Origin of the sequence: Sediminimonas sp. (assembly GCF_024637375.1) — a bacterium.
Lineage (GTDB): Bacteria > Pseudomonadota > Alphaproteobacteria > Rhodobacterales > Rhodobacteraceae > Sediminimonas.
Window position 1 is genome coordinate 1 of record NZ_JAGXFK010000071.1, and the last position, 13,777, is coordinate 13,777.

13 protein-coding genes are annotated in these 13,777 nt (G+C 62.6%); 4 read left to right on the plus strand and 9 right to left on the minus strand.

The features are described from left to right. Positions 1–275: 275 nt before the first annotated feature. Complete coding sequence (locus Q0L89_RS11395; protein ID WP_296765125.1) at positions 276–857, minus strand: TetR/AcrR family transcriptional regulator; 582 nt, start codon at positions 855–857, stop codon at positions 276–278. Positions 858–935: 78 nt separating this feature from the next. Here Q0L89_RS11395 and Q0L89_RS11400 point away from each other — a divergent pair, with 78 nt between their 5' ends. Further along, on the plus strand, positions 936–1,400 hold the full coding sequence (locus Q0L89_RS11400; protein ID WP_296765127.1) for an MAPEG family protein: 465 nt from the start codon (positions 936–938) through the stop codon (positions 1,398–1,400). A 255-nt stretch (positions 1,401–1,655) separates the two neighbouring features. Here the strand turns inward: Q0L89_RS11400 and Q0L89_RS11405 are convergent, their stop codons facing one another. The 6 genes from Q0L89_RS11405 to Q0L89_RS11430 all read right to left on the minus strand — a co-directional run bounded on the left by Q0L89_RS11405 (position 1,656) and on the right by Q0L89_RS11430 (position 8,313). Next, positions 1,656–2,636, minus strand: coding sequence for an ABC transporter substrate-binding protein (locus Q0L89_RS11405; protein WP_296765129.1), 981 nt, complete (start codon positions 2,634–2,636; stop codon positions 1,656–1,658). A 54-nt stretch (positions 2,637–2,690) separates the two neighbouring features. Continuing rightward, positions 2,691–3,530: an ABC transporter permease gene (locus tag Q0L89_RS11410; RefSeq protein WP_296765131.1), complete on the minus strand. Its 840-nt coding sequence runs from the start codon at positions 3,528–3,530 to the stop codon at positions 2,691–2,693. Further along, entirely contained in the window at positions 3,530–4,390 is an 861-nt protein-coding gene (locus Q0L89_RS11415; RefSeq protein WP_296765134.1) for an ABC transporter permease, read from the minus strand. The genes Q0L89_RS11410 and Q0L89_RS11415 overlap by 1 nt, the downstream gene beginning before the upstream one ends. Positions 4,391–4,627: 237 nt before the next feature. Continuing rightward, complete coding sequence (locus Q0L89_RS11420) at positions 4,628–5,413, minus strand: ABC transporter ATP-binding protein (protein WP_296765137.1); 786 nt, start codon at positions 5,411–5,413, stop codon at positions 4,628–4,630. A gap of 84 nt (positions 5,414–5,497) precedes the next feature. Further along, positions 5,498–6,961 carry a dihydropyrimidinase gene (gene hydA / locus Q0L89_RS11425; RefSeq protein WP_296765140.1) on the minus strand — a complete coding sequence of 488 codons (1,464 nt, stop codon included), beginning with the start codon at positions 6,959–6,961 and terminating at the stop codon, positions 5,498–5,500. A 101-nt stretch (positions 6,962–7,062) separates the two neighbouring features. Next, positions 7,063–8,313, minus strand: a complete 1,251-nt coding sequence (locus Q0L89_RS11430; RefSeq protein ID WP_296765143.1) for a Zn-dependent hydrolase — start codon at positions 8,311–8,313, stop codon at positions 7,063–7,065. 142 nt (positions 8,314–8,455) lie between these two features. Here Q0L89_RS11430 and Q0L89_RS11435 point away from each other — a divergent pair, with 142 nt between their 5' ends. Next, positions 8,456–9,094, plus strand: a complete 639-nt coding sequence (locus Q0L89_RS11435) for a TetR/AcrR family transcriptional regulator (RefSeq protein ID WP_296765145.1) — start codon at positions 8,456–8,458, stop codon at positions 9,092–9,094. Positions 9,095–9,168: 74 nt separating this feature from the next. Beyond that, a complete protein-coding gene (locus tag Q0L89_RS11440) occupies positions 9,169–9,792 on the plus strand; it encodes a TetR family transcriptional regulator C-terminal domain-containing protein (protein ID WP_296765148.1) in 624 nt (207 codons plus the stop codon). Positions 9,793–10,459: 667 nt separating this feature from the next. Here Q0L89_RS11440 and preA read toward each other — a convergent pair. Next, positions 10,460–11,764: an NAD-dependent dihydropyrimidine dehydrogenase subunit PreA gene (preA, locus tag Q0L89_RS11445; RefSeq protein ID WP_296765150.1), complete on the minus strand. Its 1,305-nt coding sequence runs from the start codon at positions 11,762–11,764 to the stop codon at positions 10,460–10,462. Between the two features lie 53 nt (positions 11,765–11,817). Further along, on the minus strand, positions 11,818–13,140 hold the full coding sequence (locus tag Q0L89_RS11450; protein WP_296765153.1) for an NAD(P)-dependent oxidoreductase: 1,323 nt from the start codon (positions 13,138–13,140) through the stop codon (positions 11,818–11,820). A gap of 351 nt (positions 13,141–13,491) precedes the next feature. Here Q0L89_RS11450 and Q0L89_RS11455 point away from each other — a divergent pair. Further along, positions 13,492–13,777, plus strand: a 286-nt coding sequence (locus Q0L89_RS11455) for a hypothetical protein (protein WP_296765154.1), incomplete at its 3' end; no start/stop codon positions are given.

Genomic DNA, 13,777 nt, shown 5'->3' on the forward strand with positions numbered 1-13,777 from the left:
AGCTGATGACAACGAAGAGGTATTTGGCGGGCATAAAGCGCGATCCACATTCGTTGCTGCGCCCACCCGGCGGTCGGGCACCGCGCGGCACATCAGCCGGTTGCCCAATGTCCGCAACAGGCCATCTTGACCACTTCCCAAACCGAACCGAGCGCCCGCTTCGTCCCACTGACCGGACCTCAGTGAATCGTGCGACGAAGGTCCGGTTCGAGCCCCGAGCTGCCATTCGACGGTTCTGGGTATCTGTTGGCACTGGCGCCCACGCTTCCCGTAATCTATGAAGAAAGTTTGGCAATTAGAGCAGTTACGAGATCGTCCTCGGAGTGCTTCAGCGGATCGCCAATGCCGTCAGCGAGACCGAGCATCAGAACCAATCCCAAGGCTGCCGAATGGATTGAAAATGCCGTCTGGCGAGCTTGGTCAGGTGACACATCAAGTCTTTCCGCTAGGGCGCCGTACAATTGTGACGTGGTTGCGTGAATTTTGTCGAGAACATCGCTATCCCGCGCTTCTTGCATGCCTGCCTTCAGCGTCTGAGGGGCAAGGTACATCATTCTGAAACGATCAAGATTGCCTTTGTGGAAACGTGTGATTGATCGAACGAACGCGTCGATGGCTTCATTCGAGGTTTCGACAGAAAGCAGGCTCGCCTCGGCCGCCTTAGCCTCTGCAGCCAACCAGTCGACGAACATAGCCGCAAGCAATTCGCTCTTGGTCGGAAACCAATAGAGCACCGACTGCTTAGCGATGCCAAGCTCGTTCGCGATCGAGTCAAACGAGACAGCACCGAAGCCGTCACTCGCAAGCAGCTTTTGCGCCGCATTAATGATCTTCGCATCGGTCTTGAGGTCGTTCATAAGTTGCCTCTTGATTGCCTACCATTGGTAGGCTATCCAATCTACCAATGGTAGGCAATCGGAAAGAGGCTTGGAAATATGGAACATCTGAGTTTGGAGAACCCTGTTTTTTCAGCGTATGTGATTGCAGCCTCCCTGATGGTGCTGAAAGTCATGGGGCAAGGTTGGATGACGGTACACCGCATGCTAAAAGTCGGTGGCGGATGGGCTAGTCCTGAAGACCTCAGGAAGGGTCTCATCAACAAGAACCCTGAACCCTTCCAACTCGACACAAACGACTACGTTGACCGTTCCCGTCGAATGCATCGCAACGATCTAGAGAACGTTCCAGCTTTCTGGGCCGCCGGATTGCTTTTCGTGTTGGCCGATCCGGCGCTAATTTTGGCACAGGTGCTACTCTACGGATTCGTCGCCGCACGTCTCGCACATTTTATTGCGTATGCGACCGAGCAGTCCCACGAAATTCGGGCGACGTTCTATACCGTTGGTTCCGCGATTGTGATCTACATGGCTGTGCATACGCTTTGGTCGGCGTTGGGCTAGTCGGAAAATGAACTTAGCGGCTGTGTCCGCTTCGTCCCGCATTGCGGCCTCTCGACCTTCGCCCGAGCGACCGTGAACGCACCAGGGGCAGACTGGGAACTTTTTGTCAGGTGGTGAACATAGGGCATGCCAAGCGGCACGGGCTGGGTGAACGCGATCGCCCGCAATGCGCCAGGGTTTGTCAGATATGCAATCGCCAAAAGAAAAGGGCCGGATCAACACCCGGCCCTTTCCCCTGTCATGCTACGGTCCGGCTCAGTTCAGCGCCTTGTCCGTGATCATGTGGGTCCATGCGCCTTCGGGGTCTTCCTCGATGACGCCGCCGGACTTCACGATCTCGACCGTCCGCTCATAGGCGGCCGGGTCAAGCTCGCCATCCGATCCGGCGGTGAGCTTGGCAATCTCGCTCATCATGCGGACCTGGTGCTTCTCGGTCTGCGCGCCGGTCGTGTCGTTTTCCAGAACGATCATCGCCGCCGCCTCGGGGTTTTCCTCGGCCCACTTCCAGCCCTTCATGGACGCGCGCACGAACCGCGCCATCTTGTCCACGAATTCAGGATCTTCCAGCTTGTCCTCGACGACGTAAAGCCCGTCCTCCAGGGTCGAGATGCCTTCGTCCTCGTACTTGAACACCACCAGGTCGTCCGGCGTCAGCCCCGCGTCGATCACCTGCCAGTATTCGTTGTAGGTCATCGTCGTGGCGCATTCGACCTGCCGCTGAAGCAGCGGATCGACGTTGAAGTTGATCTTCTGGATCGTCACGCCCCCTTCGGAGCCATCGGTGGGAATGCCCAGCTTGCCCATCCAGGTATAAAGCGGGATCTCGTTGCCGAAGAACCATGTGCCGAGGGTGTGCCCCGGGAAATCCTCCGGGCTGGTGATGCCGTGCTCTTTCAGGCAGGTCAGCATCAGCCCCGAAGAGGCGAAAGGCTGCGCGATGTTGACGATCGGGGCGCCCTTTTCCCGCGCGGCCAGTGCCGACGGCATCCAGTCCACCATGACATCGGCGCCGCCGCCCATCAGAACCTGCACCGGCGCGATGTCCGGACCGCCCGGCTTGATCGTGACGTCAAGATCCTCTTCGTCGTAGAACCCCTTGTCGAGCGCCACGTAGTAGCCCCCGAACTGCGCCTGTGTGACCCACTTGAGCTGTAGCGTCACATCGTCGGCGGCCTGCGCCGCCCCCGCCGCCAGGGTCAGGGCCGCGGCACTCATTGTCGTGAATAGATGTTTCATCTTTCTCTCCTTGTTGAACTTAGTTGGATTGTTGTTTTTTTTGTTTTCGTTTGCTCAGCCTCGTTGCGACGGGTGCCAGAAGGTCACCGCCCTCTCCAGAAGCGCCACACCGCCATAGAACGCCGACCCGACGATGGCCGCAACCACGATCTCGGCCCAGACCAGATCAAGCGCAAGCTGTCCCACCGAGGTCGAGATACGAAAGCCCATGCCCTTGACGGGCGAGCCGAAGAACTCTGCCACGATCGCCCCGATCAACGCCAGCGTCGAGGCGATCTTCAGCCCGTTGAACACGAACGGCATCGCCGACGGCAGGCGCAGCTTCAGCAGCGTCTTCCAGTATCCGGCCGCATAGGTCCGCATCAGGTCGCGCTGCATCGCGTCGCTGGCCTGAAGACCCTGCACCGTGTTCACCAGCATCGGGAAGAACACCATCACCACGACCACCGCCGCCTTCGACTGCCAGTCGAAACCGAACCACATCACCATGATCGGCGCCATCCCGATAATCGGCAGCGCGGCGACGAAATTGCCCACCGGCAACACCCCGCGTTGCAGGAACGGAAAGCGGTCCACCGTCACCGCGATCACGAACGCCGCGCCGCACCCGATGACATAGCCCGACAGCGCGCCCTTGATCACCGTCTGCACGAAATCGATCCACAGGATATCCGCCGATTGCGAGAACCGCTCCGCGATCACCGAAGGCGGCGGCAACAGCACCGGCGATATCCCGAACCCCCGCACCACGCTTTCCCAGATCAGGATCAGCGTGACACCGAAGATCACCGGCACCGCCAGCGACGTGGCCTGCGATTTCGGCTGCCGCGCCAACCACACATTGGTCAGCCAACCGACAAGCCAGGCGCATATTCCGAATACGATCCAGCCCATCACGCCATCCCCATCCGCTTGAGGACCAACCGCTGTGCCAGGCCGATGATCCCGACAAGGCAGGCCGCCAGAACCGCCGCCATGATCAGCGCGCTCCAGATCTGGACCGTCTGCCCGTAATATGACCCCGCTAGGAGCCGCGCGCCAAGACCGGCCACCGCGCCCGTCGGCAGCTCACCCACGATCGCACCGACCAGCGACGCCGCCATCCCGACCTTGAGCGAGGTAAACAGATACGGCATCGACGACGGGAACCGCAGCTTCCAGAACTCCTGGATGCCATTCGCGTGCCAGGTCTTCATCTGGTCAAGCTGCATCCGGTCGGGGCTTCGAAGGCCCTTGACCATGCCGACCACGACCGGAAAGAACGACAGATACATGGAAATCACCGCCTTGGGGAACAGCCCCGTGATCCCGATGGCATTCAGCACCACGATGATCATCGGCGCGATCGCCAGAATGGGAATGGTCTGGCTCGCGATCACCCAGGGCATCACGCTCATGTCCATGGTGCGGTTGTAGACGATCCCGACGGCCAGCGCGATGCCCAGCCCGGTGCCCAGCACGAAACCGAGAAGCGTGGCGCTCATCGTGATCCAGCTATGGTAGACGAGCGACCGGCGGGAGGTGATGTTCTTCTCCACCGTGGTCTCCCATATTTCCACCGCCACCTGATGCGGGGCGGGCAGCTTGGGCTTGTCCTGCGACAGCGTATCGGCCACCAGCTCGGTAAAGCTTAGCTCCACCCCGGCGCGCGCCGCATTGTCCTGCGCCCATGTCGCGTTGAGCGCGACCGCGCCGATGTACCAGGCCACGAAAATCACGGCCACGACCGTCAGAACCGGAAGAACGTTTCTCATGCCCGCGCCCTCCCCTTTTCTTTGTTCCATAAATACTCACGGCGCACCGCCCGCGGCAGACGCAGTTCTTTGAGTATTTTAAGAACAGAGAAAGGAACTGATGTTCTCCTGCTCTCGCGGCACAGGCTGGAGAGCCGATGGCCGTGAACGGAGAAAGGGGCCGCCACCTTACCCGAAAGGCGGCACGGCACCGGGGGGTGGCGGGCATCCGAGACCCCCCGGGCCGTCTTGAGACTCTCACTCGTCATAAGCGTGCCCCGCTCTGAGCCCTTCGCGCACCCGGTGCGCGACGTCGAGGAATTCGGGCGTGTCGCGTATGTCCAGCGGCCGTTCCTTGGGCAGCGGGCTTTCGATCACCTCGCTGATGCGTCCGGGCCGCGGGCTCATCACCACGATCCTTGTCGACAGGTAGACCGCCTCGGGTATCGAATGGGTCACGAAGGCGATGGTCTTTTCCGTCCGCTTCCACAGCTTGAGAAGCTGCTCGTTGAGATGGTCGCGCACGATCTCGTCAAGCGCGCCGAACGGCTCGTCCATCAGCAGGATGTCGGCATCGAAGGCCAGCGCGCGCGCGATGCTCGCCCGTTGCTGCATTCCGCCCGAAAGCTGCCAGGGGTATTTCTTCTCGAAGCCGTCCAGTTCCACAAGCTCCAGAACGCGCTTTACACGCTCGTCCTGTGCCGCCCGGTCAAAGCCCATGATTTCCAGCGGCAGGCGAATGTTGCCGCCGATGGTGCGCCACGGGTAAAGCCCGGCCGCCTGAAACACATAGCCATAGGCGCGCGCCTTGCGCGCCTCTTCGGGGCTGACGCCGTTCACCGTGATCTCGCCGCCCGTGGGCTGTTCGAGATCGGCCATGACCCGAAGAAACGTGGTCTTGCCGCAGCCCGACGGGCCGATGAAGCTGACGAAATCGCCCTTCTCGATATCCAGGGTGATGTCTTGCAGCGCATGGATCGGGCCGTCGTCGGTATGAAAGGTCAGCGACAAGTCTTTCGCGCTGATGACTGGGGATGTTGTCACTTTGCCTTGCCTTTGCACATCCCGGATCTTGCCGGGCGTTCATGGGTAACAGAAAGGCGCCGGGTGCCTCCCGGCGCCCCGCGCTCAGATCCCTGCCGGAATATTCAGCGGATCGCGGTGAATCTGCTTCGGCGCGGTCAGTTCCTTCCACTTGCTCAGCGCGGTATGCGCCGAGGGGAAGGCCGGGCGCGGCACGAAACGGCCCCGTCCGGGCTGCGGCTGGCTGTTCTGCCCCCAGGCCCAGATCACCTCCCCGCGCGAGATGGTATAGCGGCTCTGCGCGGTCACCTCGAAGCCCTCGAAGACGTTGTAATCAAGGATCGAATGGTGATTGCTGGCGCTGATCGTCTTGCTGATCTTGGGATCCCAGACCACGATGTCGGCATCCGCCCCTTCCACGATCGCCCCCTTCTTGGGGTAGATGTTGAGGATCTTGGCGACATTGGTCGAGGTGACGGCGACAAACTCGTTGGGCGTCAGCCGCCCGGTCTCGACCCCCCGCGTCCAGAGCACGGCAAGCCGTTCCTCCAGCCCGTTGGAGCCGTTGGGAATCTTGGTGAAATCGTCTACGCCCATGCGCTTCTGCTCGGTCGAGAAGGCGGCGTGATCGGTGGCCACCACCTGCAAGCTGCCGGCCTGAAGGCCGTGCCACAGGCTGTCCTGGTGCTCCTTGTTGCGGAACGGCGGGCTCATCACCCGGCGCGCGGCATGGTCCCAGTCGGTGTTGAAATACTCCGATTCGTCCAGCGTCAGGAACTGCGCCAGCGGCTCGCCGTAGACGCGCATCCCCTTCTGCCGGGCACGCCGGATCGCCTCATGCGCCTGCTCGCAGGACACGTGCACGATATAAAGCGGCACGCCGGCGGTATCGGCGATGGTGATGGCGCGGTTCGCGGCCTCGCCCTCGAATTCCGGCGGGCGCGAATAGGCGTGGCCCTCCGGCCCGGTGATGCCCTTCTCCAGCATCTGCGCCTGCATGTCGGCCACCAGGTCGCCGTTCTCGGCATGCACCATCGGCAGCGCGCCCAGCTCCTTGCAGCGTTTGAACGAGGCGAACATCTCGTCGTCCTCGATCATCAGCGCGCCCTTGTAGGCCATGAAGTGCTTGAACGAATTGACGCCCATTTCCACGGCGTCCTTCATCTCGTTGAAGATGGTCTCGTTCCAGCCGGTGACGGCCATGTGATAGCCGACGTCGGTGCAGATCTGCGGCGCCGACTTGCGGTGCCATTCGTTGATTGCGTTCTTGATGCTGCCATCGGGGCCCGGCAGGCAGAAATCCACCAGCATCGTGGTGCCCCCGCAGGCGGCGGCCCAGGTGCCGGTCTCGAAGGTCTCGGCGGCGGTGGTGCCCATGAAGGGCATTTCCATGTGCGTGTGCGGGTCGATGCCGCCGGGGATGACATAGGCCCCCTCGGCGTCGATATATTCATCGCCCTTGAGATCCTCGCCGATCTGCTTGATCTTCTCGTCCTCGATCAGCACATCGGCCTTCCATGTGCGGTCGGCGGTGCATACGGTTCCGCCCTTGATCACCTTGGTTGTCATTACTCTTCTCCCTGTTCGGCAAGCGCGGCCCGGGGCCGCCGTCTTGCGTCAAATGTTCCGGAAGGCGCCGGGACGGTTTGCCCCGCCCCGCCGATTCATGTTCACTCGACGATCTCCGCCGTCTCAAGCACCGCGTGCATCAGGACATCCGCCCCGGCCACGGCCCATTCCTTCGAAATCTCTTCGGCCTCGTTGTGGCTCAGCCCGTCGACGCAGGGGCACATCACCATCGCCGTGGGCGCCACGCGATTGACCCAGCAGGCATCGTGCCCGGCGCCGGAAATCAGGTTCCGGTGACTATATCCCAACCGCTCGGCCGCGTTCCGCACCGCGGCCACGCAGGTTTCATCGAACTTCACCGGGTCGAACCCGCCGACCTTCTCGAACGCGATCCCGAGGCCCATGTCGTCGGCGATCTTCTGGCCTTCTTCGCGGAGCCGCTTTTCCATGTCCTCGATCACCTCCAGCTCGGGCGAGCGGAAATCGACCGTGAACACCGCCTTGCCGGGGATCACGTTGCGCGAATTGGGGTAGATGTCGATATGCCCGGCCGCGCCAACGGCGTCGGGCTTGTGGCTCCACGCGATCTCATCGACCTTTTCCAGCACCCGCGCCATGCCAAGGCCCGCATTCTTGCGCATCGGCATCGGTGTCGATCCGGTGTGGCTTTCCTTGCCGGTGATCGTCACCTGCGTCCAGCTCAGGCCCTGACCGTGGGTGACAACGCCCACGTCCTTGCCCTCGGCCTCAAGGATCGGCCCCTGTTCGATATGCAGCTCGAAAAAGGCATGCATCTTGCGCGCGCCGACCTCTTCCTCGCCGCGCCAGCCGATACGCTTGAGCTCGTCTCCGAACTTCTTGCCCTCCGCGTCCTCGCGCTCATAGGCCCAGTCCTGGGTATGCATCCCCGAAAACACGCCAGAGGCCAGCATCGGCGGCGCGAACCGCGTGCCTTCCTCGTTGGTCCAGTTGGTGACGATAATCGGGTGCTTGGTCCTGATCCCGAGATCCTTCATCGTGCGCAGAATCTCCAGGCCGCCGAGGACGCCAAGCACACCGTCATAGCGCCCGCCGGTCGGCTGCGTGTCAAGGTGGCTGCCCACATAAACCGGAAGCGCGTCAGGATCGGTGCCGGGATACTCGGCAAACATGTTGCCCATCTGATCAAGCCCCATGGAGCAGCCAACCGCCTCGCACCATTTCTGAAACAGCGCGCGGCCCTCACCGTCTTCATCGGTCACGGTCTGGCGGTTGTTGCCGCCCGCAACGCCGGGGCCGATCTTCGCCATTTCGTGAATCGCGTCCCAAAGACGGTCACCGTCGATCTTGATGTTCTCACCCGGTGCGGCCATAGCAATCTCTACTCCCTTGTTGCCGAAGGTGGATGTGCCGTTATGCGGCCTCTTGCCTTCCACCCTGTCCTGACCATATGGTCAAAAACAGAGCACCACAGCCTGACCAACTGGTCAAGATTTTTCTCGGACCATTTTCGCCATGAACGACGAAACGCGCACCAACAGCCGAAAAGATCGCCGCCGGGAAAGCGAAAAGCTTATTTTGCAGGCAGCGGAAAAGGTGTTCTCCGAGGCGGGATTCGGCGGCGCGACGATGCAGCTCATCGCCGATGTCGCCGGGCTGCCCAAGGCGAACCTGCATTACTATTTTCCGACCAAGGAAGGCCTGTACCGGCAGGTTGTGCAGAAAATCTTTCTCGACTGGCTGAAGGCCGCCGATGTCTTCGACAATGCCGATGGCCCGATCGAGGGGCTGGGCGCCTATATCGACGCCAAGATGGAAATCAGCCGCCGCCACCCCGAAGGCTCCAAGGTCTGGGCCTCCGAGGTGATGCATCAGGCGCCGGTGATTCAGGACTATCTCGAAACCACGCTGACCGAATGGACCGACGGTCGCATCGCGGTGATCGAACGCTGGATCGAACAGGGGCTGATGGACCCGGTCGATCCGCGCCACCTGCTCTACATGCTCTGGGCCACGACGCAGCACTACGCCGACTTCAACCACCAGATCGAAACGCTCAACGGTGGCGCCCCCCTCTCGGACGCGCAGTGGGAGGCCGCCAAGCAGAGCGTGAAGCAGATCATCCTGCGCGGCATCGGCGCGACCCCGGCGTAACCGCCCGGCGAACTGGACGCCACCGACCGGGCACGCTAGGCTCACGGCCCGATCAAAACAAGGAAACCACCGGCATGACGGGCGCCCCCACCGCGGTGAAAAAACGCAGCCGCATCCAGATCCGCAATCGCCGGCTCATACTCGACGCGGCGCTGGAGGTGTTCTCGCACCAAGGCTATCGCGGCGCGACCCTCGATCAGATCGCCGATGAGGCGGGACTGTCGAAGCCCAATATCCTGTATTACTTCAACGGCAAGGAAGATATTCACGTCTCCCTGCTCAACCAGTTGATGACAAGCTGGCTCGACCCGCTGGATCACATGAACCCGGACGGCGACCCGCTTGAGGAAATCTGCGCCTACGTGCGCCGCAAGCTGGAGATGAGCCGCGAGTTTCCGCGCGAAAGCCGGCTTTTCGCCAATGAGATCCTGCAAGGCGCGCCGCGCATGAAGCCGCACCTGGAGACCACGCTCAAGACGCTGTTCGACGACAAGACCGCGCTCATCCGCCGCTGGATGGAGGCCGGCCGGATCGCCCCGCTCGATCCGCGCCACCTGATCTTTTCGATCTGGGCCACGACGCAGCACTACGCCGACTTTGACGCCCAGGTGCGGGTTCTCTTGGCTGGCGACGACGACGTGTTCGACGGCGCGGCGGCCTATCTCGATACCATGTATCGCAAGCTGCTGGCGCCCTGATACGCGCGCAGCGCCCGACCGCCGGGAGGGCGCTGAAACGCGTGTGAATCGCGCTTTATGCCGGCCAAATACTTCTGCGTTTCAATAGGCTTGATAGGTTGCAAAGCGGTCATTCCTGCAGATTGCCGAGCCGCGCGGCGCCCGACCGCCGGGTGGGCGCAGCAACGAATGTGGATCGCGCTTTATGCCGGCCAAATACATCCGCGTTATCATTGACTTGATACGCTGCAAAAGCGCCCGCCCGAGGGGGCGGTCGGGCGCTGCGCGGCGGCGCGCAAGCGCGCCTTGTTCCGCGCTTTGGCGCTAGTGTTCACCGCCTGACAAAAAGTTCCCAGTCTGCCTCAGAGGCGCCCCCGGTTTCTCGAAGCAAGCCGTAGGGTGGGCAGCTCTGCCCACCACCCGGCTCCGCCACGTCGCGGTGGGCAGGCAAGCCGTAGGGTGGGCAGCAATCGAACGCGACACGCCCTACCGCAACCGCCGCTTGCGGCCCGCCGGTGCCCGGCAGCCGGGGCGCCGGGCATCAGCGGCCGCAAGACGCCGGTCCCGCAACGCGCGCATGCTTAACCCCCGGCCTGTCCGGCCGGGGGATGAGGCCGATACCGACGCAATACCGACGCGATGCCGAAACGGGTTTTTCCGCCATTTGAGCGCGTTAACCCGATTCGCCCTATTCGGCCGCGTGACGCGCCGCCGGGTTGTTGGGATGGGTCGTCCAGTCGGCATGCTCGGGGCTCACCCGCTGCCCGGTCCGCAGGTCCATCTCTCCGGCTTCGAGGGTCCGCATGGTGATGCAATCTTCCACCGGGCAGACATCGACGCACAGGTTGCACGCGACGCATTCCTCTTCCTTGACCGTGAACACCCGGTCGTCGGACATGGCAATCGCCTGGTGGCTGGTATCCTCGCAGGCGGCATAGCAGCGCCCGCACTGGATGCAGGCGTCCTGGTCGATCACGGCCTTGGTCACATGGTTGAGGTTCAGGTGCTGCCATTCGACGAAGTTCGGCACCGCCCGCCCGATCAGGTCGGGAAGCTCCATGTCCTTCTCGTCAAGGTACTGGGACAGACCGGAAATCATCTCCTGCACGATCTTGAAGCCATAGGTCATCGCGGCGGTGCAGACCTGCACGTTGCCCGCCCCCAGCGCCATGAACTCGGCCGCGTCGCGCCATGTCGTCACGCCGCCGATACCGGAAATCGGCAAGCCGCGGGTCTCCTCGTGCCGGGCGATTTCCGCCACCATGTTGAGCGCGATAGGCTTGACTGCCGGGCCGCAATAGCCGCCGTGACTGCCCTTGCCGTCGATCATCGGAAAGGGCGAGAAATGGTCCAGATCGACATTGGTGATCGACTTGATGGTGTTGATCAGGCTGACCGCATCCGCCCCCCCGCGCGCCGCCGCCATCGCCGGCGGCAGGATCGAGGTGACGTTGGGCGTCAGTTTCACGATGCAGGGCAACCGGCTGTATTGCTTGACCCAGCGGGTGACCATCTCGATGTATTCCGGCACCTGCCCGACGGCCGACCCCATGCCGCGTTCGGCCATCCCATGCGGGCAGCCGAAGTTGAGCTCGACCCCGTCGGCACCGGTTTCCTCCACCGCGGGAAGAATGGCCTTCCATGCCTCCTCCTCGCAGGGCACCATGATCGAGACGACCACGGCCCGATCCGGGTAGTCGCGCTTTACCGCCTTGATTTCCTTTAGGTTCTGCTGCAACTCGCGGTCGGTGATCAACTCGATGTTGTTCAGACCCAGAAGCCGCCGGTCCGCCCCGTAGATCGCGCCATAGCGCGGCCCGTTGACGTTGACGATCGGCGGCCCTTCCGCGCCGAGGGTCTTCCAGACCACCCCGCCCCAGCCGGCCTCGAAGGCGCGGCGCACGTTGTATTCCTTGTCCGTCGGCGGCGCCGAAGCGAGCCAGAACGGGTTGGGGGACTTGATCCCCACGAAGTCGCTTGTGAGATCGGCCATCTGCTCATCTCCCTGTGTGCCGGGGCCATTTCGGCCCCTGTTGTGTGCGTGCCTCAGCCCATCAGCCCGGCATGGATATCCTCGGCGGCATCGCGCCCTTCGGCCACCGCCGTCACCGTCAGGTCATCGCCGCCCGCGGCGCAGTCGCCCCCGGCCCAGACGTTCGGCAAGGACGTGCGCCCCGCGCCCGTCACCCTGATCTTGCGGCCCTCCAGTTCGGGAAGCGCCTCGCCCTCGAGCGCCTGGCCGATCGCCTTGAAAAGCTGATCGGCCGGCAGGCGGAATCCCTCGCCCGCGGGCTTCTGATCGTCGGTGACATATTCGAACTCGACCTCGCGCACAGCGCCGTTTCCATGCACCGCCACGGGGCGGGCATTGGTGATGATCCGCACCCCCTTTGACGCGGCCAGATCCTGTTCGTAGACGCTGGCGTTCATCCGGTCCCGGCCCCGGCGATAGACAAGGCTGACGTTGAGCGCGCCCAGAAGCTTGGACTGCACCGCCGCGTCCACCGCCGTCATACCGCCGCCGATCACCACGACGTCGCGACCCACCGGTAACGCGGCCAGATCGCTGGCCTGCCGCAGGTCTTCGATGAAGGACACCGCGTCCTCCACGCCGTCCCGGTCCTCGCCCTCAAGGCCAAGCGCGTTGACACCGCCCAGCCCGATGCCGAGGAACACCGCGTCATACTCCTTGCGCAGCCCCTCCAGCGTGAGGCCATCGCCAAGCGCCTTGCCGGTCTCCACCGTGATTCCGCCGATCTTCAGAAGCCACTTGACCTCCCGCTCGGCAAAGCCGTCCACCGACTTGTAGGCGGCGATCCCGAATTCATTAAGCCCGCCGGGCTTGGCCCGTGCATCATGGACGACAACGTCATGACCCTTCAGCGCAAGACGATGGGCGCAGGCCAGACCAGCCGGCCCGGCGCCCACCACGGCCACACGCTTGCCGGTCGGGTCAGCACGGGAAAAGGGATGCTCCCCGCGCGTCATCAGCCGGTCCGTGGCATAGCGCTGCAACTGCCCGATCTCGATCGGCTTGCCTTCTGCGATCTCGCGCACGCAGGCCTCTTCACAAAGGGTCTCGGTCGGGCAGACCCGGGCGCACATCCCGCCCAGGATATTCTGATCGAAGATCGTCTTCGCCGCCGCTTCCGGTGTGCCGGTGGCGATCTGACGAATGAAAAGCGGGATGTCGATCTCGGTCGGACAGGCTGTGATGCAAGGCGCATCATGGCAGAAATAGCAGCGGTCCGCAGCCACCAGCGCCTCGTGATCGTCCAGCGGTGGATGCAGATCGGCGAAGTTCTCCTCAAGCTCCGCAGGCGCCAGACGCCCGGCGACGATACCCGCGCTCAATGGTGTGTTGGTCATTTCTCTCCCCGTATTCTTGTGGTGGGCTTTGGGGGAAGGCTGGCACAGGATAATTTTTTTATCAACTGGTAAAATAATCTGAGTCTTTCACTGAGCCAATCGGCTCACCCTTACAAGGTTTGCTTTATCGGACAGATCCAACCTGGCTAAGAAGGGCGGGGAGCGGTTTAACAGCAACGCGGCATGGCTCCCGCTTCCGGCATCGCAATGAGCCATAATGGGGGCAACCGCATGGCGCGGGTCGTCTGGGCATTAATCCGGAACGGCAAGAGCTACCGGGCCAACCCGACCTGAGAGGATACGCCGGCCGCGATTGGCCGACAACGAGACGGTGAGGCGCAGCGTGAGGTGATGGCAGATGTCAACGTGTATGGACGCCCCCGGCAGAGCAAGGATTTTCTGAAGGTGGTTCGGGACGGAGCGGTCGAGTTCCTACGTGTATCCGGCCTCAAGTTGCGGCTTTCTACGCCGCGGGCCCTCATGGCAATTTCGCGGGCCGGGTCCAAATCGGCGGATCGCGCTCAAGGTCGCTCCGTTGACACCTGGTTTTCCCGTTCCGTTACTATCCCGCTTTCCCATGACCTCCTGTCAGAACGTCCGCTCCGCCAATCCGGCGAGGTTTACAACCTCATGCCGG